Origin of the sequence: Tepidiforma thermophila (assembly GCF_002563855.1) — a bacterium.
GTDB classification, from domain to species: domain Bacteria; phylum Chloroflexota; class Dehalococcoidia; order Tepidiformales; family Tepidiformaceae; genus Tepidiforma; species Tepidiforma thermophila.
Genome location: NZ_PDJQ01000001.1, coordinates 2,494,675 through 2,518,028, shown reverse-complemented (window position 1 = coordinate 2,518,028; position 23,354 = coordinate 2,494,675). Strand labels below are relative to the sequence as shown.

General features: G+C 69.0%; 25 protein-coding genes and 1 riboswitch. Of the genes, 17 read left to right on the top strand and 8 right to left on the bottom strand.

What is annotated here, in order from left to right; genetic code table 11:
* Positions 1-5 precede the first annotated feature (5 nt).
* Both A9A59_RS12235 and A9A59_RS13575 read right to left on the bottom strand, forming a co-directional pair.
* A complete protein-coding gene (locus A9A59_RS12235) occupies positions 6-518 on the bottom strand; it encodes a redoxin domain-containing protein (RefSeq protein ID WP_098504535.1) in 513 nt (170 codons plus the stop codon).
* On the bottom strand, positions 515-1,591 hold the full coding sequence (locus tag A9A59_RS13575) for a class I SAM-dependent methyltransferase (protein ID WP_165772711.1): 1,077 nt from the start codon (positions 1,589-1,591) through the stop codon (positions 515-517). The genes A9A59_RS12235 and A9A59_RS13575 overlap by 4 nt, the downstream gene beginning before the upstream one ends.
* A 94-nt stretch (positions 1,592-1,685) precedes the next feature.
* Here A9A59_RS13575 and A9A59_RS13570 point away from each other — a divergent pair, with 94 nt between their 5' ends.
* The 13 genes from A9A59_RS13570 to sodX all read left to right on the top strand — a co-directional run bounded on the left by A9A59_RS13570 (position 1,686) and on the right by sodX (position 14,244).
* The gene (locus A9A59_RS13570) at positions 1,686-2,186 is read left to right on the top strand and encodes a MarR family winged helix-turn-helix transcriptional regulator (RefSeq protein ID WP_165772710.1); all 501 of its coding nucleotides are present in this window, start codon (positions 1,686-1,688) and stop codon (positions 2,184-2,186) included.
* Entirely contained in the window at positions 2,183-2,893 is a 711-nt protein-coding gene (locus A9A59_RS12225) for a histidine phosphatase family protein (RefSeq protein ID WP_098504533.1), read from the top strand. Before A9A59_RS13570 ends, A9A59_RS12225 begins: the two co-directional genes overlap by 4 nt.
* On the top strand, positions 2,890-3,630 hold the full coding sequence (locus tag A9A59_RS12220; RefSeq protein WP_098504532.1) for a class I SAM-dependent methyltransferase: 741 nt from the start codon (positions 2,890-2,892) through the stop codon (positions 3,628-3,630). The genes A9A59_RS12225 and A9A59_RS12220 overlap by 4 nt, the downstream gene beginning before the upstream one ends.
* A 9-nt stretch (positions 3,631-3,639) precedes the next feature.
* Positions 3,640-4,008: a winged helix-turn-helix domain-containing protein gene (locus tag A9A59_RS12215; protein ID WP_098504531.1), complete on the top strand. Its 369-nt coding sequence runs from the start codon at positions 3,640-3,642 to the stop codon at positions 4,006-4,008.
* A 26-nt stretch (positions 4,009-4,034) separates the two neighbouring features.
* Positions 4,035-5,798 carry an aspartate--tRNA ligase gene (gene aspS / locus A9A59_RS12210; RefSeq protein ID WP_098504530.1) on the top strand — a complete coding sequence of 588 codons (1,764 nt, stop codon included), beginning with the start codon at positions 4,035-4,037 and terminating at the stop codon, positions 5,796-5,798.
* A gap of 136 nt (positions 5,799-5,934) precedes the next feature.
* Positions 5,935-7,599 (top strand): peptide ABC transporter substrate-binding protein, encoded by a 1,665-nt coding sequence (locus A9A59_RS12205; RefSeq protein WP_098504529.1) that lies wholly within the window; start codon positions 5,935-5,937, stop codon positions 7,597-7,599.
* Between the two features lie 3 nt (positions 7,600-7,602).
* The gene (locus A9A59_RS12200) at positions 7,603-8,553 is read left to right on the top strand and encodes an ABC transporter permease (protein ID WP_098504528.1); all 951 of its coding nucleotides are present in this window, start codon (positions 7,603-7,605) and stop codon (positions 8,551-8,553) included.
* The gene (locus tag A9A59_RS12195) at positions 8,550-9,530 is read left to right on the top strand and encodes an ABC transporter permease (RefSeq protein WP_098504527.1); all 981 of its coding nucleotides are present in this window, start codon (positions 8,550-8,552) and stop codon (positions 9,528-9,530) included. Before A9A59_RS12200 ends, A9A59_RS12195 begins: the two co-directional genes overlap by 4 nt.
* Positions 9,531-9,611: 81 nt before the next feature.
* Complete coding sequence (gene tig, locus A9A59_RS12190; RefSeq protein ID WP_165772709.1) at positions 9,612-10,904, top strand: trigger factor; 1,293 nt, start codon at positions 9,612-9,614, stop codon at positions 10,902-10,904.
* Positions 10,901-11,527, top strand: a complete 627-nt coding sequence (locus A9A59_RS12185; protein WP_098504525.1) for an ATP-dependent Clp protease proteolytic subunit — start codon at positions 10,901-10,903, stop codon at positions 11,525-11,527. The genes tig and A9A59_RS12185 overlap by 4 nt, the downstream gene beginning before the upstream one ends.
* 31 nt (positions 11,528-11,558) lie before the next feature.
* Positions 11,559-12,875 carry an ATP-dependent Clp protease ATP-binding subunit ClpX gene (clpX, locus tag A9A59_RS12180; protein WP_098504524.1) on the top strand — a complete coding sequence of 439 codons (1,317 nt, stop codon included), beginning with the start codon at positions 11,559-11,561 and terminating at the stop codon, positions 12,873-12,875.
* A 66-nt stretch (positions 12,876-12,941) separates the two neighbouring features.
* Positions 12,942-13,799, top strand: a complete 858-nt coding sequence (locus tag A9A59_RS12175) for a VOC family protein (protein ID WP_165772708.1) — start codon at positions 12,942-12,944, stop codon at positions 13,797-13,799.
* Between the two features lie 16 nt (positions 13,800-13,815).
* Complete coding sequence (sodX, locus tag A9A59_RS12170; RefSeq protein WP_098504522.1) at positions 13,816-14,244, top strand: nickel-type superoxide dismutase maturation protease; 429 nt, start codon at positions 13,816-13,818, stop codon at positions 14,242-14,244.
* Here the strand turns inward: sodX and A9A59_RS12165 are convergent.
* Together A9A59_RS12165 and A9A59_RS12160 are read right to left on the bottom strand one after the other, a co-directional pair.
* Positions 14,169-14,618 (bottom strand): NUDIX domain-containing protein, encoded by a 450-nt coding sequence (locus tag A9A59_RS12165; RefSeq protein ID WP_278286904.1) that lies wholly within the window; start codon positions 14,616-14,618, stop codon positions 14,169-14,171. The genes sodX and A9A59_RS12165 overlap by 76 nt on opposite strands.
* A 50-nt stretch (positions 14,619-14,668) precedes the next feature.
* Entirely contained in the window at positions 14,669-15,217 is a 549-nt protein-coding gene (locus A9A59_RS12160) for an NADPH-dependent FMN reductase (protein WP_098504520.1), read from the bottom strand.
* 55 nt (positions 15,218-15,272) lie between these two features.
* Here A9A59_RS12160 and A9A59_RS12155 point away from each other — a divergent pair, with 55 nt between their 5' ends.
* The 3 genes from A9A59_RS12155 (at position 15,273) to A9A59_RS12145 (ending at position 18,374) form a co-directional block, all read left to right on the top strand.
* Positions 15,273-16,187 carry a ribokinase gene (locus tag A9A59_RS12155; protein ID WP_278286903.1) on the top strand — a complete coding sequence of 305 codons (915 nt, stop codon included), beginning with the start codon at positions 15,273-15,275 and terminating at the stop codon, positions 16,185-16,187.
* 85 nt (positions 16,188-16,272) lie between these two features.
* A complete protein-coding gene (locus tag A9A59_RS12150) occupies positions 16,273-17,175 on the top strand; it encodes an RING finger protein (protein WP_098504518.1) in 903 nt (300 codons plus the stop codon).
* Positions 17,139-18,374, top strand: a complete 1,236-nt coding sequence (locus tag A9A59_RS12145) for a hypothetical protein (RefSeq protein ID WP_098504517.1) — start codon at positions 17,139-17,141, stop codon at positions 18,372-18,374. The genes A9A59_RS12150 and A9A59_RS12145 overlap by 37 nt, the downstream gene beginning before the upstream one ends.
* Before the next feature lie 15 nt (positions 18,375-18,389).
* Here the strand turns inward: A9A59_RS12145 and ribH are convergent, their stop codons facing one another.
* Genes ribH through A9A59_RS12130 form a run of 3 tightly spaced genes read right to left on the bottom strand, consistent with a single transcriptional unit; the run spans position 18,390 to position 20,694 of the window.
* A complete protein-coding gene (gene ribH, locus A9A59_RS12140) occupies positions 18,390-18,857 on the bottom strand; it encodes a 6,7-dimethyl-8-ribityllumazine synthase (RefSeq protein WP_098504516.1) in 468 nt (155 codons plus the stop codon).
* Complete coding sequence (locus tag A9A59_RS12135; protein ID WP_098504515.1) at positions 18,854-20,101, bottom strand: bifunctional 3,4-dihydroxy-2-butanone-4-phosphate synthase/GTP cyclohydrolase II; 1,248 nt, start codon at positions 20,099-20,101, stop codon at positions 18,854-18,856. Before A9A59_RS12135 ends, ribH begins: the two co-directional genes overlap by 4 nt.
* A complete protein-coding gene (locus A9A59_RS12130) occupies positions 20,098-20,694 on the bottom strand; it encodes a riboflavin synthase (protein ID WP_098504514.1) in 597 nt (198 codons plus the stop codon). The genes A9A59_RS12135 and A9A59_RS12130 overlap by 4 nt, the downstream gene beginning before the upstream one ends.
* A gap of 150 nt (positions 20,695-20,844) precedes the next feature.
* Positions 20,845-20,978, bottom strand: a riboswitch (FMN riboswitch).
* Between the two features lie 926 nt (positions 20,979-21,904).
* Here A9A59_RS12130 and A9A59_RS12125 point away from each other — a divergent pair.
* Positions 21,905-22,699, top strand: coding sequence for a hypothetical protein (locus A9A59_RS12125; protein WP_133117616.1), 795 nt, complete (start codon positions 21,905-21,907; stop codon positions 22,697-22,699).
* Here the strand turns inward: A9A59_RS12125 and A9A59_RS12120 are convergent.
* A complete protein-coding gene (locus A9A59_RS12120) occupies positions 22,696-23,352 on the bottom strand; it encodes a 3'-5' exonuclease (protein WP_098504512.1) in 657 nt (218 codons plus the stop codon). The two genes, A9A59_RS12125 and A9A59_RS12120, sit on opposite strands and share 4 nt — an antisense overlap.
* Between the last annotated feature and the right edge of the window lie 2 nt (positions 23,353-23,354).

Here is a 23,354-nt window from a genome sequence, read left to right as displayed (position 1 = left end):
CGCGCTCAGCCGTCGTACAGCCCGAGCGCCCGGAACACCCCTTCGAACGCCGCAAGGCTCCCCGGGTTGAAGTGCGGCAGCACGTACTCCACCCGCCCGTCCCGTCCAATCACCACCACGCCCCTGCGCGACTTCCGCTCCTCCGGGTCCCAGAAGCCGTACGCCTTCACCGCCTCGCCATAGAAGTCGCTGATCAGCGGGAACGGAAAGTGGTCCCGCGCATGGAACTTTGCGTGCGAGCCTATACCGTTCGTGTTGATCCCGAACACCTGCACGCCCGCCTGCCGCAGCGTCTCGTACTCCTGCGCGAACGCCTTCAGCTCGCTCGTGCAGATCGGCATCCCGTCGTCCTGGTAGAACACCAGCAGCACCCGCCCGTTCTTCAGCAGGTCGCGCAGGCGGACCGTGTACGGCTCGCCGCCGTCGGGCACCGCCGGCAGCTCGAAATCCGGCGCCTGCTCGCCCGGCTGAATCGGCGCCCGAACGGCCGGCTCCTGCCCGTTCGTCCCGTGCGTCATGGCAGCGGCTCGAACCCCGGCGGCGTGCCGTCGATGTCCCGCGTCCCCGCAATCACCCGGATGCGCCCAAGCCCGGCCCCGTCCGTCAGCTGCTCCAGCGCCCGCCTCCGCGTGAAGTACTCCTGCAGGTCCCCCCGCGCCGCCTCCACCAGCCCCGGCAGCCCGATGCTGTACAGGAACTCCCGCTGCGACACCGGCCCCCACGCCTGCATGCCCGCATCGTCAATCGCCGCCAGCAGCTCCGACAGGTTCACGTGTGCGGTCAGGTCCTGTTCGCCCACGTGGATGTACGGGTTCTCGTGTGCCGTGTGCCGGTAGAAGCAGAGCAGCGTGCCCTGCGTCCGCCACGGCGCCCAGAGCTCCTCCTGCGGGTACCCGTAGTCGAACACCAGCACCGCTCCCCGCTCCACCAGCCCGCAGAGGCTCGTCATCGCCGGGTAGGCTGCCGGGTTCACCTCGAAGCGGCCCTCCGCCGGCGCATCGTCGATCGTTGCGACCGGCCCCCGCTCCTCCACGAACCGCTCGCCGTCCCATCGGACGTACACTTCGACCGGCCCCCGCGGCGTCCCCTCGAACAGCCGGACCGGGAATGCGTCGAACAGCTCATTCGCCACGACGACGCCCGCATCCGCAGGCGCGACCGGCGGCGCCTGCCAGCTCACCCGCGGGTCATCGCCCGGGCTGTTCGGCTCGATCGCGACGTACCGGACCACTGCGGCGAACGCCGGGTCGCGCCCCTCCGCCCAGTCCAGCACCGCCCGCGCGAGGTGCCCCTCGCCCGCGCCCGGCTCGAAAATCGTGAACGGCGACGGCCTCCCCAGCCGCTCCCACACCTCCCGGCACCACCCGGCAACCGCCCACCCGAACATCGGGTGGATCACCGGGCTGGTCAGGAAATCCCCCTGCCGCCCGATCCGCCCCCGCTTCCGGTAGTAGCCGTGCTCCGGGTGGTAGAGCGCCAGCTCCATAAACCGCTGGAACGGGATCGCCCCGCCGTCCATCTCCGCCACGATGGCAGCAATCAGCCGCGGGTTGCCCAGCGCAGCCCTACCCGGGTCGAGATCGAGTGCCATCATTCCAAGTATGCCCGCCCCCGCCGGGGAGGAGGCAAGCCGCCGACGGTGGTACAGTTCCCTCCGTACCGACGAACGACATTCGAGGCGTCCCGTGCAGTCTCCTCCCGCATCCGAAAGCGCCGTCGACGCGGCAATCCGGCTCTTCGGCGAAACCGTCAACCTCTTCGACCCCCTCCGCTTTCGCGCCTGGGCCGAAATGGGCCTCACCACCGCCCAGCTCCGCGTCCTCTTCCTGGTCCGCGAAGAGCCCGGCGTCACCGCCGGCGAACTCGCCGCCCGCCTCGGCGTCACCCCGCCGACCATCTCCGGCATCGTCGACCGCCTCGTCAAAGCCGGCCTCGTCCGCCGCGAAGACGACGACACCGACCGCCGCCTCGTCCGCAACTTCCTCACCGCGCAGGGCGAAGCCACCTGCTCCCGCCTCGAAACCGGCACCGAGATCTTCACCCGCCGCATCCTCATCGAGATGAACCACGAAGACCTCGAAGCCCTCGTCCGGGGCCTCCGCGCCTTCGTCGCAGCCAGCGAATACGTCCAGCGTGTCGAACCGGACCTCGCAGCCGTCGCCATGCCCGGAGTCAACCTCGCATGACCGCCGTCCGCCGCGTCCGCACCATCGACCTCGAAAACCCCTTCGTCGATTCCTTCGAGGGCATGGTCGAAATCCTGCTCATCCGTCACGGCGAGCAGAAGTTCTTTGAGAACATCCCCCTCGGCCAGGCCTACGATGCCCCCCTCTCGGAACTCGGCCAGAAGCAGGCCGAAGCCGTCGGCCGACGGCTCGCCCCCGCGCGCCTCGGCCGCGTCTACTCCTCCGATATGCGCCGCGCGTACGACACCGCAAAGGCCATCGCCGTCCACCACGGCATGGAGCCCGTCGTCATCCCCGACCTCCGCGAAATCGACCTCTGGCAGCGCGCCCCGCAGGACAAGGGCCTCCTCGATATCTACACCCGCGAACAGCTCGTCGAGGTCTACCGCGAGGTCACCCGCACCCGCAAGCACAGCGCCTACCCCTTCTGCGAGGACGTCGACGCCTTCCGCCAGCGCGTCTTCCGCGCCATGGACCGCATCATCGAAGAGTCGATCGGCATGCGCGTCGCCGTCGTCTGCCACGGCGGCGTCATCAACGCCATCCTCAGCGACGTCTTCGGTTCCCCCTTCGACCACCTCGTCCCGGTCCACCACACCTCCATCAGCGTCATGCGCGCCGCCGATACCCGCCGCGTCATCCTCACCATCAACGACTACTCCCACGTCATGCCCATCCAGTCGTCCCGCTCCGACCTCAACGCATGAGCCGGACCCTCGAACCATCCCCGGCCTGGTTCGAAATCGACCCGGCCTTCTACGCCCACGGCGGCTCCTGCTTCTCCGAAGACGAAACCGCCGCGCTCGGTGAGCCCGCCGGCCTCCGCGCCCTCGTCGGGCCGGTCTCCCCGGAAAACCAGGCCGAAGAGGCCCTCTCCCTCGTTAACCTCGGCGCGAGCGTGACCGCCTGGGCCCCCGCAGAGGCCGACGCCGAGCCCGGCCGCCGCCTCGCCGACGCCGCCGGGCTCGCCCTCGCCTGGCAGTTCGGCGCCCTCGAAGAGCTCGCCGCCCGCATGCCCGGCAGCTTCGACCTCATCTACCACTGCTGGGGCGGCCTCGCCCCCGATGCCGACCTCGACCGCTGGGCCGCCAGCGTCGCTGCCCTGCTCGCCCCCGCCGGCCGCCTCGTCCTCTATGACCGCCACCCCTTCGCGAACGTCGTCGGCCTCCACAAGGGGCTCCTTGTCGTGGCCCGCGGCTACTTCCCGTTCCGCCCCGGCGACAATCCCTGGACGCTCGGCGACCTGCTCACCTCCCTCGCCGATGCCGGCCTCGCACTCGAACTGCTCGACGAATTTCCCCGCTCAGAACGGTACCGCACCGCCACGGATGCTCTGCCCGGCCTCCAGTGGGAACTCCGCTTCCGCGTGCCGTCCGCGATGCTCGTTGCCGCCGTCCTCGCCTTTCAGCCGGGGCCGGTGGCCACCGGCACGCCGGAAGGCTAGGCTGATCCCATGGCCAACCTGGCGCCCCGCTGCAAACTCTGGCTCGAAGCCGGCGGCCGGCTCGTCATGTCCGACTATCGGCTTCGCCTCCTGACCCTCGTCGGCGAGACCGGCTCCCTCGCCGCCGCAGCCGCCGCCATGGGCCTCTCCTACCGACGCGCCTGGGGCAAGGTCCGCGAACTCGAGGCCAACCTCGGATTCCAGCTCGTCCGTTCCGAAGTCGGCGGCGCCGGCGGCGGGCATTCGACCCTCACCGAGGACGGCCGTCGCCTGGTCGAAGCCTACGGCCGTTTCCGCCGCCGCGTCGACGCCGCCGTCGAGCAGGCCTTCCGCGAAGAGCTCGAACCATTCGCGCCGCCAGCCCGCCACACCGCGTAAGCCCCGCCTCCGCTACCCTGTCGGACATGCTCAAGGATGCCTACTGCGGCGAGCTCCGCCGCTCCGACGAAGGCCGGGCCGTGACTCTCGCCGGCTGGGTCCACCGCCGCCGCGACCATGGCGGCCTCATCTTTATCGACCTCCGCGACACCTCCGGCATCGTCCAGGTCGTCTTTAACCCCGACAACCCCGAGGCCCACGCCATCGCCCACCGCGCCCGCGTCGAGTGGGTCCTCCAGGTGAAGGGCACCGTCGCACTCCGCAGCCCCGCCACCGTCAACCCAAACCTCCCGACCGGTGAGGTCGAGGTCATCCCCTCCGCCTGCACCGTCCTCGCCGAGGCCCACACGCCGCCCTTCTACATCAACGAGCCCGCCGACGTCGACGAGCACCTCCGCCTCAAGTACCGCTACCTCGACCTCCGCCGGCCCGAGGTCGCCAGCGTGATCAAGCTCCGCCACGAAGTGGTCCGCTTCATCCGCGACTACCTTAGCAGCCGCGGCTTCTACGAAATCGAAACCCCCACCCTCGTCAAAAGCACCCCTGAAGGCGCCCGCGACTTCCTCGTCCCAGCCCGCATCCGCCCGGGCACCTTCTTCGCCCTCCCGCAGTCGCCCCAGATCCTCAAGCAGCTCCTCATGGCTGCTGGCTTCGAAAAGTACTTCCAGCTCGCCCGCTGCTACCGCGACGAAGACTTCCGTGCCAACCGCGTCGCCGAGCACACCCAGCTCGACCTCGAAATGGCTTTCGTCGACGAAAACGACGTCATGGGCCTCATCGAAGACCTCTACGTCGAAGTCCTCTCCCGCTTCGGCACCGCAAAGCTCCCCTCGCGCTCCATCCCCCGGCTCACCTACGCCGAATGCATGGAGAAGTACGGCATCGACCGGCCCGACCTCCGCTTCGGCCTCGAATTCGTCGACATCTCCGATGCCGTCCGCGGCACGGCCTTCCAGGTCTTCGCCGGCGCCCTCGCCGCCGGCGGCCAGGTCAAGGCCATCCGCGTCGAAGGCCGCGCCGAGATGACCCGCCGCGAGATCGACGAGCTCACCGAAATCGCCCGCTCCGGCGGCGCCAAAGGCCTCGCCTACATCGGCTTCCTCCCCGGCGAGCCCCGCGCGCCCATCGCGAAATTCCTCACCCCGGAGGAGCTGGACGCGATCCGCGCCCGCACCGGTGCCCGCAATGGCGACATGGTCTTCATCGTCGCCGACCAGCCTGCCGTCGTCGCCCGCTCCCTCCACGAAGTTCGCGACGAGCTCGGCACCCGCCTCGGCCTCAAGGACCCCTCCGTCTACCGCATGGCCTGGGTCACCGGCTTTCCGCTCCTCGAGTGGCGGCCCGAAGAGAACCGCTGGGATGCCACCCACAACCCCTTCAGCGGCTTCCTCCCTGAACACGAGCCCCTCCTCGATACCGACCCTGGCGCCGTCATCGCCCGCCAGTACGACCTCGTCCTCAACGGCGTTGAAATCGGCGGCGGCTCCATCCGGATCAACAAGCGGCGTCACCAGGAAAAGGTATTCGAGCTCATGGGCTACTCCCGCGAAGAGCAGCAGGAGCGCTTCGGCGTCATCCTCGATGCCCTCGACTACGGCGTCCCCCCCGAAGGCGGCGTCGGCATGGGCATCGACCGCCTCATGATGTCCCTCGTCGGCACCGAAAACATCCGCGACGTCATCGCCTTCCCCAAGGCCTCCTCCGGCACCGACCCCCTCATGGGTGCACCCGCCCCGGTCGACCCGAAGCAGCTCGAAGAGCTCGGCATCCGCGTGATCGTGCCGCAGTAAAGCGCTCTTTTCGCCGCCCTGTGCGCGAGGTGATCCCCTGAGCCCCTGCCGCCGTGTACGCTTGTAGGCCATCCGGGGCGCCGAATCAGCGCCCCCAGCGCCGGCTTCGCCCAGCGCCGCCGCAGGAGTCCGAACGATGTCGAACCGCATGCTCGCCCTCATGATGGGCGTCGTCGCATTCCTCATCCTTGCCGTCGGGGTCGTCTTCGTCATCGCCCTCGCCGGCGGCGGCAACGACGATGCGGCCCCGGCCTCGCCCGGCGGCGACGACCGCCCGCGCTCCTCCGCCGGCGGCATCTGCTCCGGTAAGTCGCTCATCATCCCCGGCTCCCAGCCCAACACCGTCCTCGACCCGATCCAGGTCGTCGATGTCTCGACCAGCGAGTACGTCGTCGAAATCTTCGGCGGCCTCGTTACCCTCGACCCCGACCTCAAGGTCGTCGGCGATATCGCCGAGAGCTGGGAGGTCTCCAACGGCGGCCGCACCTACACCTTCCGCCTCCGCGATAACGTCGTCTTCCACACCGGCAACCAGCGCCGCGTCACCGCCGAGGACGTCAAGTACTCCATCGAGCGCGCCGCCGACCCCGCCAACGCCTCCCCCACCGTCGTCGCCTACCTCGGCAATATCGTCGGCCTCAAGGACCGCTTCCAGGGCCGCGCCCCCTCCGTCTCCGGCGTCAAAGTCATCGATGAGCGCACCCTCCAGATCGACCTCATCGAACCGTCCGACTACTTCATCTTCGAACTGACCTACCCGGTCTCCTTCGTCGTCGACCGCCAGCAGATCGAGGCCGACCCCCGCAACTGGACCCGCAACCCGAACGGCACCGGTCCCTTCCGCCTCGCCGAGTTCAAGCCTGCCGAGCGCATCCGCCTCGTGAAGAACCCCCGCTACCACCTCGGCGCCCCGAAGGTTGATGAGGTTATCTTCCAGCTCGGCGGCGGCTCCCTCCTCACCCAGTACCAGAACGACGAAATCCACCTCACCCCTGTCCCTGCCTCGCTCCTCGATTCCATCCTCGATGGCTCGAACCCCCTCTCGAAGCAGTACCGCTCCTACCGCGGGCTCGCCACCTTCTACTTCACCCTCAATCCCAATAAGCCCCCGTTCGATGACCCGAAGGTCCGCCAGGCCTTCGCCATGTCCATCGACCGCGAGACCATCAACACGGTCCTCCTCTTCAACTACTACGAGGTCGCGGGCGGCATCGCCCCCGGCGCCATGCCCGGCCGCTCCAGCTCCGTGAAAACCTACCCCTACGACCCGCAGCGCGCGAAGCAGCTCCTGTCCGAATCCAAGTACGCAGGCAGCATGCCCCGCATCATCCTCACCTACGCCGGCAGCGGGGCAGCCCCCGGCGACCTTCTCGTCGCGATCCAGGAAAACTGGCAAAACGTCCTCGGCGTCACCGTCGAGCTCCAGGCGATCGATACCGCCGCCTTCCTCCGCGAACAGCGCCAGGGCAACTTCCAGATCCAGAGCGACGGCTGGTCCGCCGACTACCCCGACCCCGAGAACTTCCTCGGCAAGCTCTTCGCCTCTGACAGCCCCCTCAACTACACGAAGTACCGGAACCCCGAAGTCGACGCCCTCCTCAAGCAGGCCCGCGTCGAAACCAACCGCGAGCGCCGCTACCAGCTCTACGCCCAGGCAGAGCAGAAGATCATCGATGACGCCTCCATCATCCCCACCTTCTGGTCCGTGGAGCACATGCTCGTCAAGCCGTGCGTCCAGGGCCTGCCCGATGCCCCAATGACCATCCCGAAGTTCCGGTACGTCGAAATCAAGGAGCCGTGACCCGTGGCACCGGGCCTCGCCGGTTACATCGTCCGCCGTCTCCTCTGGGCGATCCCGGTGCTCTTCGCCATCTCAGTCATCGTCTTCTACATGCTCCGGCTCGCCCCCGGCGACCCCGTCGACACCCTCCTCGGCCAGCGCTACCAGGAGGAAGAGGCTGCGCTGCTCCGCAAAAAGTACGGCTACGACCAGCCGATTCACATCCAGTACGTCAAGTACATGCAGAACCTCCTCCGCGGCGACCTCGGCATCTCAACCCGCCACCAGACCTTCACCGTCTCCGAAATCATCCTTCCCAAGATCTGGGTCTCCGCCCGCCTCGGCCTTATCGCCCTCGTCATCAGCTTCTTCCTCGGCATCGCCGCAGGCATCTATGCCGCCCTCGCCCGCGGCACCTTCCTCGACCCGGCCACCATCTCCTTCTGGCTCGCCATCGACGCCATCCCCATCTTCGTCGCTATCCCCTTCCTCCAGTGGCTCTTCGCCGTCAGGCTCGACCTCGTCGGGCTCGGCTGGGAAGGCTTCACCAGCGCCAACATCATCCTGCCCATCCTCGTCCTCTCCCTCCCCGGGACCGCCGGCATCGCCCGCTTCGTCCGCGCCTCCGTCATCAGCGTCATGAAAGAGGACTATGTCCGCACCGCCCGGGCCAAGGGCCTCCCCGAGCGGATCGTTGTCATCCGCCACATCGCCCGGAACGCCCTCCTCCCGCTCATCACCATCATCGGGCTCTCCCTCCCCGGCGTCGCCGGCGGCTCGCTCATTGTCGAGCAGCTCTTCGGCATCCCCGGCATCGGCGCCGAAAGCTTCGAGGCCGTCCTCGCCCCCGATTTCGATGTCATCCTCGCCCTCGTCCTCTTCGGCTCCGTGCTCTTCGTCCTGGCCAACATCCTGATCGACATCCTCTACGCGGTCATCGACCCGCGTATCCGCCTCGGAGCCCAGCGCGGATGAGCACCGCCATCGCCGCTGACCCGCTCGCCGTCGAAGCCCGCGCTGCCGCCTCGCCCCGCCGCCGCTTCTTCCGCCAGCTCCTGCGCAAGAAGCTCGCCATGCTCGCCATCGTCTACCTCGCGATCTTCTACACCTGTGGCATCTTCGCGCCGCTCATCGCACCCCACGACCCGTACCAGCAGAACCTCGTCCCCGGCGCCACCCGCCAGGGCCCCTCAGCTGAACACTGGCTCGGCACCGACGCCCTGGGCCGCGACCTCGCCAGCCGGGTCATCTACGCCGCCCGCACCACCGTCGTCTTCACCGTCGTCGTGCTCATCAGCGGCAGCCTCGTCCTCGGCCTCGGCCTCGGCTTGCTCGCCGGGTACCGGGGCGGCTGGGTCGATACCCTCATCATGCGCGTGGGCGAGGTCCTCGCCGGCCTCCCCACCCTCCTCCTCATGCTCGCCATCACCGCCGCCTTCCGCACCCGCATCAACGACGTCGCCTTCTGGCTCCAGGACAACACCTTCCTCGGCTCCGATGCCCGCACCTTCGTCAAATTCGCCATTATCGTCTTCGCCACCGTCCCCTTCGCCTGGATCGGCACCAGCCGCATCGTCCGCAGCCAGGCCCTCGCCATCCGCGAAGAAACCTACGTCCTCGCCGCCGAAGCGATGGGCGCCTCCTCCTGGCGGATCATTACCCGCCACATCCTCCCCGGCGTCCTCCCCCTCTTCGTCGTCGGCGTCTCCGCCGGCATGGCCGGCACCGCCGGCGCCGAGGTCACCCTCAGCTTCCTCGGTCTCGGCATCGACCCGCCCACCGCCAGCTTCGGCTCCCTCATCGCTGCGGGTGCCGGCCCCCAGACCTTCGAGCGCTACCCGCACCTCCTCCTCGCACCGGCCATCCCGGTCACCCTCTTCTTCTTCGCCTGGAACCTCCTCGGCGACGCCCTCGTCGACCTCCTCGAGCCTCGCACGCAGGCGGTCCGCTGACGCCGGGCCGGGCCCTGCCGGGCCCTGCCGGGCCCAGGCCGAACCGTTTGCTATACTCGAAGCGGAGGAACGTTTCAGCCCGTGAAGGTAACCCTTGAGCGGCTCCCCGAGAGCCGCGTCCAGCTCGAAATTGAAGTCGACGACGAGCGTCTCGAGCGGTCGCTCGACGCCGCCTACCGCCGAATCGCGAAGCGCAACCGCTTCCCCGGCTTCCGCCCAGGCAAGGCCCCCCGCGCCATCGTTGAGCGCGCCTTCGGCCGCCAGGGCCTCATCCGCGAAGCCCTCGATGACCTCGTCCCCGATGTCTACAACGAGGCCATCGAAGCCCAGGACGTCCCGGCCATCGGCCAGCCTGAGCTCCAGATCGACTCCCTCGAACCTTTGCGCTTCAAGGCCATCGTCCCGGTTCGCCCCACCGTCGAACTGAACGACTACCGCAGCATCCGCGTCGAGCGCGAGCCGGTCGAAGTCACCCCCGACATGGTCGACCAGCAGCTCGAAGCGCTCCGCAAGCGCCACGCAACCCACGTCCCGGTCGATCGCCCGGTCCAGTGGAACGACATCCTCATCGCCGATGTCTCGGCTACCATCGACGGCGAAGAAGTCCTCCGCGATGACGGCGCCGAGTTCCAGCTCCGCGACGGCGAAACCCTCTTCGTCGAAGGCCTTGCAGAAGCCTTCCTCGGCCTCGAAAAGGGCAAGTCCCGGACCTTCGACATCACCTTCCCCGATGACTTCCACATCGAGCGGTTCCGCGGCAAAACCGCAACCTTCACCATCACCGTCCACGAGGTGAAGGAAGAACAGCTCCCGGCGCTCGATGACGAGTTCGCCCAGTCCATCAACGCCGACGAATTCCCCACCCTGCAGGCCCTTCGCGAGCGCATCGAGGCCGACCTCCGCCGCACCCTCGAAGAAGCCGCCGAAAACCGCTTCCGCACGGCAGCCGTCGATAAGCTCGTCGAAATAGCCACGATCGAATACCCGCGGATCCTCGTCGAGCACGAAATTGACCACCTCATCCGCGACGCCATGGGCAACGACCGCCAGCAGTACCTGGCCTACCTCCAGACCATCGGCCGGACGGAACAGGAGTTCCGCGAAACGTGGCGGGAAGCCGCGGAAACCCGCGTCAAGCGCTCCCTCGTCCTCGAAAAACTCGCCGAGGCTGAAGGGATTACCGTTTCCGCCGAAGAGATAGAACAGGAGCTCGATTCGCTGGTCGCGCCCATGGGCGACGATGCCGAACGGTTCCGCCAGATGTTCGCCACCGAAGAGGGGGTCGCCACTATCCGCCGCAACCTGCTCTCGCGGAAGACCCTCGAACGCCTTAGCGCCCTCGCCCGGGGCGAACTCCAGGAGGAACAGGCATGAATCAGCCCCCGCGCATCCACCCGCTCATCTACGACGTCATCCCGACCGTCATCGAATCCGGCCCCCGCTCCGAACGCGCCTTCGACATCTTCTCCCTCCTCCTCAAGGAGCGGATCGTCTTCCTCGGCACCCCCATCGATGACCAGGTCGCCAACCTGATCGTCGCCCAGCTCCTCTACCTCCAGCGCGAAGACCCCGAGCGCGATATCTCGCTCTACATCCACTCCCCCGGCGGCGTCATTACCGCCGGCCTCGCCATCTACGACACCATGCAGCTCATCGAGCCCGACGTCTCCACCATCGCCGTCGGGCAAACCGCCTCCATGGCCACCGTGCTTCTCTGCGCCGGCGCCAAGGGCAAGCGCTACGCCCTCCCGAATGCCACCGTCCACATGCACCAGGCCCTCGGCGGAGCCCGCGGGCAGGCCGCCGACATCGAAATCGCCGCGAAGGAGATCCTTCGCAACAACGAAATCATCCGGAACATCATCGCAAAGCACACCGGCCAGCCCGTCGAACGCGTCACCCGCGACTTCGACCGCGACTTCTACCTCGACGCCGAGGGCGCCAAAGAATACGGCTTCGTCGACGAACTCCTCCGCCCCGTGGCGGACGGCAAATAGCACCGAACTACGCAGAGGGGACACCACCGCCTTGGCCACCAATCGAACCAACCGCGTCCAGTACCATTGCTCCTTCTGCGGCAAGAGCCAGGACCAGGTCCGGCGCCTCATCGCCGGCCCCGGCGCCGTCTACATCTGCGACGAATGCGTCGACCTCTGCCGCGAAATCATCGACGAGGAGAACGGTCAGGCCGCGTCCGGTTCCGGAAGCCGCCACGGCACCGTCACCGTCCAGAACGTCCCCCCGCCCCGAAAAATCTACGAACACCTCAACGAATACGTCATCGGCCAGGAACAGGCCAAGAAGGTCCTCTCCGTCGCCGTCTACAACCATTACAAGCGCATCGGCCACAACACCGACGGCGACATCGAACTCGAAAAGTCGAACATCCTCCTCGTCGGCCCCACCGGCGTCGGTAAGACCTACCTCGCCAAGACACTCGCAAAACTCCTCGACGTCCCCTTCTCTATCGCCGATGCCACCGCCCTCACCGAGGCCGGCTACGTCGGCGAGGACGTCGAGAACATCCTCCTCCACCTCATCCAGGCCGCGGACTTCGACATCCAGAAGGCCGAGCGCGGCATCATCTACATCGACGAAATCGATAAGATCGCGCGCAAGGGCGACAACCCGTCGATCACCCGCGACGTTTCCGGCGAAGGCGTCCAGCAGGCCCTCCTCAAAATCATTGAAGGGTGCATCGCCAATGTCCCGCCCCAGGGCGGCCGCAAGCACCCCCACCAGGACTTCCTCCAAATCAACACCGCCAACATCCTCTTCATCTGCGGCGGCGCCTTCGAGGGCCTCGAAAACATCATCGAAAAGCGCCTCACCCGCGACCACGTCCGCCTCGGCTTCCAGGCCGCCCAGCGCGGCTTCCGCGGCCAGAAGCGCAAAGACGAGCTGCTCTCCCACGTCACCCACGACGACCTCCTCGAATTCGGCCTCATTCCCGAATTCGTCGGCCGCCTCCCCATGGTCGTCGGCCTCCAGTCCCTCGACGAGGATGCCCTCGTCCGCATCCTTACCGAACCGAAGAACGCCCTCGTCAAGCAGTACCAGCGCTACTTCGCCATGGACGGCGTCGAACTCGTCTTCACCGACGATGCCCTCCGCGCCATCGCCGACCTCGCCATCAAACACAAGACCGGCGCACGCGGCCTCCGCACCGTCCTCGAAGAAACCCTCATGGACGTCATGTACGAAATCCCCGGCCGCACCGACATCAAGAAGTGCGTCGTCAACGCCGATTGCGTCGTCAATAAGACCCGCCCGCTCCTCCTTACCCGCGGCGGCCAGGCAGTCGACCTCTCCACCTCCGGCGAAGGCGTCCGCGAGCCGGCCTGAGCACACCCCGTTTGCCCCCTCCTCCCGCCCGTGTGCTTCAATAGCACACCGGGGGGTTCGCACGTGTTGACACGTCTCGACCGCATCCTGCTCGTTGTCCATGACCGCGCTGAGGCCGCAGAGCGCTTTGCCGCCCTCTTCGGCGCCCGCCGCCTCGCCGAAGACGCCTCGGCAGTCCTCGGCGCCCGCCGCACCACCCTCCAGGCCGGCGAGTCGCTCATCGAACTGCTCACCCCCTCAGGGCCCGGCCCCGCCCGGCAGTTCGCCGACCGCTGGGGCGAAGGGCTGTACGGCGTCGGCTTCGCCACGCCCTCCATCGAGGCCATGGCTGCCCGCCTCGACGCCAACCACGTTCCGTACACCGTCGAACACGGCGCCCTCTATCTCCGCGAAGCCCCCTACGGCATGCCCGCCGTCATCATCCAGGACGTTCACCGCGACCCGGTCGGGGATATCCGCTCCATCTACGAAGTCACCAACCCCGTCCCCGACTGGCGCGCCGCCGCCGACTACTACACCCGCATCTTCGGCCTCGAACCGGCCCACTTCGTCCCCATCCGCAGCGAACTCTACGGCTACGAAGGCGTCCTCACCCTCTTCGACCCGCCCCACCGGCTCGACCGCATCGAAATCACCCAGACCTTCGGCGGCGGCGCCATGGACCGCTTCTTCCAGAAGCGCGGCCCCTCCCTCTACATGTGCTACCTCGAAACCGATGACGTGCCCCTGCTCGAGGCACGCCTCGACGCGCTCGGCCTTCAGTACTCCCAGGCCGAGGGGCGCCCGCCCGGCACCAACATCTTCATCCATCCAAAATCACTCTTCGGCATGCTCGTCGGCGTTTCGAAGACCAACTTCGCCTGGCTGTGGAGTGGCCGCCCCGACCTCAGTGGCGCTCCCGAAGGCACCCCCCTCATCCATTGACCCCGCGAGCCTGCCCATGAGCCTCCGCCGACTCCTGCTCGTCCTCGGCCTGGTAGCTGCGAGCGCGAAGGTGCTCACCGGCCGCCTCCAGCGCGCCGAAATCCAGGGCGAAAGCATGCGCCCCGCGCTCCGCCCCGGCGACTGCGTCATCGCCGACCGCCGCGCCTACCGCACCCACCCGCCCCGCCCCGGCGACGTCGTCCTCGCCCACGACCCGCGGAACTTCGACCGCCTGCTCGTCAAGCGTGTGGCGCGCGTGCACGCCGACGGCGCTGTCGAACTCCGCGGCGACAACCCGGCCGCCAGCACCGACAGCCGCGACTTCGGCGCTGTGCCGCCCTACCTCATTGAAGGCCGCATCCTCGGCCGCTACTGGCCCTGGCCCTCCGTCGCCAGGCGTCGCAGCACCAGCGCGTCCGTCGGGAATGCCAGCTCCGGCGGCTGAGCCGGGTCGAACCACCCCAGCTCGCTCAGCTCCCCGTCCGCCGGGCGAAGCCGGCCGCCGGTCACCCGTCCCACGAACCAGATGCCCACGGTCAGCCGGTCCGGGTCATGGAAGTTCGAGTGCACGTCGTACACGCCCGCCAGTTCAACCTCAAGCCCCGTCTCTTCCCGGAATTCGCGAATCGCTGCCGCCCGCACCTCCTCCCCCCACTCCAGCCGCCCGCAGGGGATGCACCACAGCCCGGCCCGGCGCCCGCCGGCCCTCCGCCCCAGCAGCACCCGTCCCTCCCCGTCCCGCACGATGACCGCCACCCCGACGCCGGGATACCGCACCTCCCGGTAGCCGCACCCCGGGCACGGCGTCGTCGGGTCCACCGGGCCTGAGTCCCGTTCCTTCCCGCATGCCGGGCAGAACCTCCAGCCGCTCATGGCGCCGGCAGCCGCCCCTCCGCCCGCAGACGCCCGAGCGCCATGAGCGCCGCCGCCGCCCGCTCAATGGCCGCCGCCACCTCCCCGTTTGCCGGTCCCGCGCCCTTCCCCCACTGCTCCGCCGCCCGCGAGACCACCACGTCGGGCACCCCGGCCACCGCACCGATGTGCCGCAGCACCCGGGTCACGTCCGTCCCGCCCGGCTCGGCGTCGCCCCCGGCAACCGCTACCACCAGGAACGGCTTCCCGCCCGCCTCCGGCGCGTCGATGAAGTCGAGCGCATTCTTCAGTCCGCCCGGCAGCGCCCCGTGATACGACGGCACCGCCACCACAAACCCGTCGGCCTCCCGGCACGCCGCCCGCCACGCCCCCACGGCCTCCGGGTATTGCTCCGCCGGGCGCCCGTCCAGCAGCGGCAGCTGCCCGATATCGAACGTCACGCAGTCGGCCCCGAGCGATGCCAGCCGCCCCAGCGTGAACTGCAGCGCCCGGTCAGCCGTGCTGCCGGGCCGAATCGCCCCGTTGATGCCAAGTATCCGTACCATGCCGCGAAGCCTACGCCGCCGGCGCCGCCCGGGCGAGCCGCGCTACACTGCCCCCGTGGCCCGCATCGCCGTCGTCGGCTCGCTCATGATGGACCTCGTCGTCCGCGCCCGGCGCCCTGCGCTCCCCGGCGAATCCCTCATCGGCCGCTCCTTCGCCACCTTCGTCGGCGGCAAAGGCGGCAACCAGGCCACCGCCGCCGCCCGCCTCGGCGCGCAGGTCACCATGGTCGGGGCCGTCGGCCGCGACCCCTTCGGCGAGACCATCCTCGCCAGCCTCGCCGCCGCGCGCATCGATACCCGCTTCGTCCGCCAGCTCGACCACGAAGGGACCGGCGTCGCTGTGCCGGTCGTCTTCGATGACGGCAGCAACCTCATCTACGCCCTCCCGCGTGCGAACCTCGCCCTCGCCCCCGCTGACGTTGAAGCCGTCCGCTCCGCCATCGAAGCCGCCGACCTCCTCCTCGTCCAGTTCGAAGTCGCGCCCGAAGCCACGCTCACCGCCCTCCGCATCGCACGCGACGCCGGTGTCCGCACCCTGGTGAACCCCGCGCCCGTCGCGCCGCACCCGCCCGAGGTCTTCCGCCTCGCCGACCTCCTCATCCCGAACGAGGTCGAGGCCGCCGCGCTCTCCGGCCTGCCCGCCGCTGACCCGGCCGCGCAGGCTGCAGCGCTCCGCAAGCTCGGCCCGGCCGCCGTCATCATCACCCTTGGCGAGCGGGGCGCATTCGTGCACGCTCCCGATGGCGACACCTGCGTGCCTGCGCCGGCGGTCAACGCAGTCGATACCGTCGGCGCAGGCGATGCCTTCTGCGGCGCCCTCGCCGTCCGCCTCGCCGCCGGCGACCCCCTCCCCGCCGCCGCTGCATTTGCCTGCCGGGCCGCAGCGCTCGCCTGCACCCGCCGCGGCGCCGCTGCCTCGCTCCCCACCCTCGCCGAGGTCGAAGAATTTACCTCCCGGTTGCCCGCCTGATGGGAACCTTTTCCGCGCCCTCGCCGTTCCGTCTTGAAGATGGAGATCACGGCACGGATACTGGGAGACGCCCCGGGGTCCCAGCTTGAGCGTTCAACAGCGTTTCTGCCCCCTCTGCGACCGCGCCTTCGACGACGGCGAAGCGGTGCTCCGCTGCACCGGCTGCGGCGTCCTCCACCACCCCGGCTGCTGGGTCGCCAACAACGGCTGCGCGACCCGCGAACCCCACCAGTCCTCGCCGCAGGCGATAGCCTACGGTGCCCCCGGCCGCCCGCCCGGCGAACCGGCGCCCCATCCCGGAGAGGGCACCCGCGTCGCGCCGCCCCCGCCCGCGCCGGCGGCCCCCGGGGCGATGCCGCCCCGGCCGCAGGGTTCCGAACCCGAACCCGTCATCGGCACCACCTTCGTCCGTCGCCAGCTCCCCGACGACGTCGCGCCCCCGGTCGGCAGCGGTCCGCGCCGCTACCAGCCCCCGCGCGACGAACCCCTTCCCCGCAAGCCACTGCCCCGAATCTACGAACGCCACCGCTGGCTCACCTACTGGTACATCCCGCTCGCTGTGCTCCTCGCTGTCGGGGTCGCGTTCGGCATTACCTGGGCCGCCGACCGTCTCACCGGCAGCGAACCCGCTCGACCCGACCCAACCCCCACCGCCGCCCCGGCTGCTACGGCCACGCCCACCGCACCTGCATTCAGCACCCCGGGCCCGACCGGCTCGCCCGCACCGCCCACGCCGGCGGTGACGGCTTCCGTCGGCCCCGGACGGTTCACCGCCGGGCAGCGCCTCATCGTCACCGGCACCGGCGACTGCCTGAACGTCCGCACCAATCCCGGCACAGAAAACGACGCCATCATATGCCTGCAGGATGGCGCCGAGGTCCGCGTCACCGGCGGACCCCAGCAGGCCGGGAACTTCACGTGGTGGAAAGTTCAAACCACGCTGGGTGAAGGATGGGCGGTCGAAAACTACCTCACACCGGCGCCCTGATCGCGCCCCTCCTCGCAGCACTCGCCATCGTCACCGGCGGCTGCGGTTGCGGCACCGCCGCCGACTTCGTGCCTCCGTCCGAAACGCCGGCGCCAACGGCCACCCCCACGCCGGCGCCGACCGCGACCCCAACCCCCGACCCTATCGGCCCGCCCCCGCGCGACATCGCCGAAGCCCGCCAGGCGCTGGAGCGGCTCCAGCGCACCGCCGGGCCGTGCAGCCCCGTGGTTGCTGAGCGCTGGGGCCTCTCCTGCATCGAGGCCGACATCGACGGCGACCTCGCTCCCGACTCCGCAATCCTCCTCCCGCTGCCCCAGCCCGCACCGGTTGGCCCCTACCCCGGCGTCGTCTTCGTCAATCTCACCACGGCCCCCGGGTTCGTCGCCCTGTCGCCGCCCGGCGCTGCCGACACCTCCATCCTCGGCCGCGCTATCTTCTCCGTAGCCGACCGCGACGGCCGCCCGCGCCCTGAGGTCGCCTTCCTCGAAAACTTCTGCACGGCCACCCGCTGCGCCACCCTCGTTCGCGTCTACACGTGGGACGGCTCCGCCTGGCGCGACATCGGCCCCGCCGACCAGGGCATCACCGGCGTCGACCGCGTCGCCTTCGAGGGCGCCGGCGCGTCCACCGCCATCGTCCTCCACGCCGGCCCTTCGAGCAGCCTCGCGGCCGGCCCCACCCGCGGCGGAACCTACCGCTACACCCTCTCCGGCGGGAGGTTCAGCGCGCTCAGGGTCGACCTCGACCCGCCCGTCTTCCTCTTCCATGCCATCCTCGATGCCGATGACCGCTTCGCCCGAGGCGAATGGGAGGCCGCCATCGCCGCCTACGAAGCCGCCATCGCCGACAAGACCCTCCGCGACTGGAAGGCCGAAAACGGCCGCGGCGACTCCCGCGATGCACTGGTCTCCTATGCACTCTTCCGCATCGCCGTAGCCACGGCTGCCTCAGGCGCCGACCCCAACCCCGCCCTCGACCGGGTTATCCGCGAGGGGCGCGAGCAGGTCTTCCTCAACGCCGCCGAGGCCTTCCGCAAGGGCTACCAGGAGCGCGGCTCCGTCGTCGGCGGCTGCCTCGAAGCAACCCGCTATCTCGCCACCACCGGCCCGGGCATCGATACCCCGGGCTACGTCCAGCGCCTCCTCGACCACGGCTACGCCAATCCCCAGTACACCTACCGGGACATCTGCCCGCTCTGACCGCACACCGGCGGGCTACAACAACTGCCGCCGCAGGTTCGCCATCTCGATGGCCGCAAGCGCCGCCTCCTCGCCCTTGTGCCCGTCCTTGCCGCCTGCCCGCGACAGCGCCTGCTCCACCGTGTCGACCGTCAGCACCCCGAAGATCACCGGTACCGTCGTCTCCACCGCCACACGCTGAATCCCCTCCGCGGCCCCGCCTGCGACATATTCGAAGTGCGCCGTCTCGCCGCGGATCACCGCCCCAAGGCAGACCACGGCGTCGAACTGCCCCGACGCCGCCGCCCACTTCGCCGCGGTCGGCAGCTCGAATGCCCCCGGCACCCACGCCACCGTGACATCCGAATCGGCGACGCCCCGCTCGCGCAGCACCTTCTCCGCGCCCTCGAGCAGCCGCCGGGTCACGAACTCGTTCCACCGCGAAACCACCACGCAGACGCGCAGCCCGGCCCCGTCGAGCGCCCCTTCCAGCACCCGGCTCACGAGCCGCCCTCGACAACCAGCGACTCCAGCCCGTCCAGCAGGTGCCCCATCCGCTGCCGCTTCGTCTCCAGGTAACGGATGTTGTGCGGGTTGGGCGTCGTCACAATCGGCACCCGCTCGACCACTTCGAGCCCGTACGCCTCCAGCCCCGCCCGCTTCGCCGGGTTGTTCGTGATGAGCCGCATCTTGCTCACGCCGATATCCCGCAGGATCTGCATCCCGATGCCATAATCCCGCCGGTCGGCCGGGAAGCCCAGCGCAAGGTTGGCGTCAACCGTATCCAGCCCCCGCTCCTGCAGCTCATAGGTCCGCAGCTTGTTGTGCAGCCCGATCCCGCGGCCCTCCTGCCGCATGTACAGGAAGACGCCGCCCTCCTCGGCGATCATCCGCAGCGCCTTCTCCTTCTGCTCCCCGCAGTCGCACCGCAGCGACCCGAACACATCCCCTGTCACGCACTGGTCGTGCACCCGCACCAGCGTCGGCCGGTCCGGGTCAATCTCCCCCTTGACCAGCGCGACGTGCTCGTCTGGCTGCCCCTCCGCCTTGTACCCGAGGATCATCATCTCCCCGTACGGCGTCGGGAGCCGCGTTTCCGCGACCCGCGTCACCAGCCGCTCTGTCCGCAGCCGATACCGGATGATGTCGTTCACCGTGACGATCCGCAGGCCGTGCCGACGCGCGAACCGCTTGAGGTCCGGCATCCGCGCCATCTGCCCGTCCATCTTCATGATTTCGCAGATGACCGCTGCCGGGTACAGCCCCGCCAGCTTCGCGAGATCGACGCTCGCCTCCGTCTGGCCCGCGCGCACCAGCACCCCGCCCTTCCGCGCGCGCAGCGGGAACATATGCCCCGGCCGCGCAAGGTCCTCAGGCTTGGTCGCCGGGTCGATCAGCACCTGCACCGTCCGCGCCCGGTCGGCCGCGCTGATGCCCGTTGTCACCCCGGTCCGCGCCTCGACCGAAACCGTGAACGGCGTCCCAAAGCCGGAGGTATTCGAGCGCGGGTCCACCATCAGCGGGAGCTGAAGCTGGTCGCACCGCTCCTCCGTCAGTGAGCAGCAGATGAGCCCCCGCCCGTACTTCGCCATGAAGTTGATGTGCTCCGGCGTCACGAACTGCGCCGCAATGCACAGGTCCCCTTCGTTCTCCCGGTCTTCGTCGTCGGTGATGATGACGAACTTCCCGCGCCGGTACTCCTCGATCGCCTCCGGCACCGTCGCCATCACCGGGTCGCGCTCCGTCATTGCCCCGCCTCCTGTGCTCGCGCCTCGAGCAGCGCGTCAACGTACCGCGCCAGGATGTCCGTCTCCAGGTTCACCCGGTCGCCAGGCTTCCGGCCGACCAGGTTCGTGTGCTCCTGCGTGTACTGCACCAGCGAGACCGAAAAGCTTTCCGCGTCCTTCGCGATGATGGTCAGGCTGATGCCGTCGATGCACACCGGCCCCTTCACCACCATGTACTTCAGCAGCTCCCTGGGCGCCCGGATCCGTACGATCACGGCATCCCCCTCCGGCATGAACGATTCGATCGTCCCGGTTCCCTCCACCACCCCGCGGACAATGTGCCCGCTCAGACGGTCGGTCGGGCGGCACGACCGCTCCAGGTTCACCCGGTCCCCGGGCCGCAGCTCACCGAGGTTGCTCCGACGGTACGTCTCCGGCATCAGGTTCGCGAAGAACGTGTCCCCGGCGATCTCCGCCACCGTCAGGTCCACCCCGTTGATGGCAATCGAGTCGCCGAGCTTCGTGTCCTGCAGGATGAGCGGTGCGCGGATGCGCAGCGTCCCCTCGCCCGCCTCCACCACCTCGCCAACCTCTTCGATGATTCCCGTGAACATCAGCCGTGCCCCTCGCCCGCCGGATGGCTGATGTCACCTTGCGCTGCTGCCATCGATGCCTGGCCCCCGGGTCCGTAGTCGCGATCTCCCCGGGGCAGACGGGCATACGACGGCGACCGCCGACCGGCGCCGCGCATAGCGCAGCGCCAGCCCTGTTCTCTCCCATCCGGACTGTTACCGTCGGCCCCGGGATTCCACCGGGTCAGCCCCTCGCCGCGCCAGCGGCTCGGGGGTCGCGGGCTCTCACCGCCGGTGGGGAATTGCACCCCGCCCCGAGAACATCACCTGTATCGTTCGCCTTGGGCTAAGGGTTGTCAAGGGGCCAGCGCCCGCTGCCGGCGCCCCTCGCTCACCGTTGCCGAGCCCTTGACCCCCCCCAATTTGTGGCTAGCATGACGAAAATTATGCACCGGAGGTCGCCCATGAAGCGAGTGGCTGTCATCGTTGCTTGTGCGACAGTCACGCTCGCGTCGTTCACGGCAGAACGGAGCGCTGGGGCACTTGCGACGCAGGTCTGGGTAATGCCAGCCCATCAGAACGGCGGTGCTTCCGTTGCTGATTATGGACTGCATTTCGACGACTACGCGGGCCTCGGAGCCTATGACTACTCTGGGTCGCTCTCGCTTTCAACACCGGTCTACGTCCGGGCGATGGCACCCGTCACGCAGGCGTATCCCGTCCGGTACTGGTACTTCCTTGCCGAGGACTGCCGCGTGCGGGCCCGCATGCAGCGCCTGGTCGCAGGGACCTGGGTCACCGATTACGACCACGACATTGACATCCTTCACGTTTCCACGGCCTCTGTGAGCTCCGGGTACACATCAGCCGTCAGCTCCGCAGGGCAGTGGCTTGCTTCCGTCGTTGCCAATCCGGGGTATTGTGGGACGAGCGCGCTCCACCTTCATATGGCCATGCGGCCCTCAGCGTACGTGGCCGTCGTGGATAAGACGGACGACACGTGCTGGGCGAACGGTTCAGAATGTTCGGTAATGGGCGGCAAATCAGTGGGGCTGCATGGACCTTCGGCTACGTCGTGCCCCGGATATCGTGTCGGCTCGACCATCAACCGGTCGGGCGGGGTTGGCTATTCCCCGTCATGGATTCCCTACTCCTGTCAGAACTGGTCCTTACGCTGGCGCTCGCCCGACACGCCAGCGTTCGAAGCACATTGAGCGGCCGGGCAGTGGCGCCCGGCGAAAGGAACCGCGCCATGGCTTCATCGAACATCTCGTGGAGGCACCCCCGGCAGCTTGCGCTGACGGCAGCCGCACTCGCCGCGGTCATCATCGCCGCCGGCGCGCTCCTCTGGAACGCGAGGAGCGGCAGCAGCGAGCAGCCGCCGGTGTCTGCAGCCCCGACGCCTACGCCCGGCCTTCTCTCCGGAGTCCCCGCTGACCCCGTTGGGGCGCTTTCCCGGCTGCAGCAGGAAGCTCCTGCGGCGGCTTCTGCCCTCGATGGGCTCCTCCGCGGCGACCCGGCAGCGACGCTCTCCCGCCTTCGCACCCTGTCGGTCGCCTGCGAAACGATCATGGTGCGCGGCGAAACAGACTGCACGCGCCTCGGCGTGGCCCCCGGCACCGTCATCCGAAAGGTGACGCTCGACCGGCGGCCGAACGGCTTCTGGGCTGATGAAGCCGATGCTCGCAGGGCGGTCGAGTACCTCCTGGCAGGCCCGGTGCCGCGGCTCGACCTCCTCGCCACTATGGCGGATGGCACCACGCTGGCGATCCTCGGGATCGAACCGCGCGACCCGTTCGACGTCCCCGGCGGGCCTGTGCAGGCCTCCCGCCCCGAGAACCGGGTTGCACGCCTCCAGGTTCACATCGCTCCGGACGGGACCATCCTCGGGATCGCTCAGGCCACGTTCTCGACGCCCCCGCTCGAGGTGATCCGCTACGACGAGCACAACGGCATCGGCAGATACACCATCCGCTACGCCTCGCCCGAGCTCCGGCAGCAGGAGGCGGACTTCGCGGCAGGGCTCGCGGACGCCAGCAGGCCTTAGCGTTCCCTCTCGGCCGTCAGCCGGGCGACCCGTTCCACCAGCTTCACCAGCACGTCGTACGTCGCGTACGCATCCGCCAGCGCCCCGTGCTCCCCCATCCGGCCGATGCCCAGCCGGTCCGCCACATGCCCGAGGTTGAACCGGTCGACTTCGCCGTTGCCGCGGAGCAGCGCCCGCGCAATCACCTGCACATCCAGTGCCGCCAGCGCGAACGGCCACGGAGACCCCAGCGCACGGAACGCCTCCGCGAGGAAGGCGAGGTCCTGCGCCATCCCCCACCCCGCAATCACCGCGTCGCGCCCAACAGCCGCGAACCGGTCCATCGCCGCCTCCAGCTCGAGCGCGGTCTTCCACGCCTTCGGTGAATACCCCACCACCTTCAGCGCCGCGGGCACCGCATTTCCGATCCGCCGCGGGCGCACCCGCGCGCTCCATGCCTCCTCCTCGGGCAGCCCCGGCACAAGCGCGGCCCGCACGCCCCCGATGTCGAGGATTTCGTGCACCTGCGGGTTCGGCCCCGACATCTCGAGGTCGACCACGAACAGGGCCGTTACCCCCTCGAGCAGCTCCTGCCCGGCCGGCTCGCCGGTCAGCCGTCCCTCCGCGTCAAGCCGCCGCAGCCCGAGCCCAAGGAGCGAATGGAGCGCCTCCACTG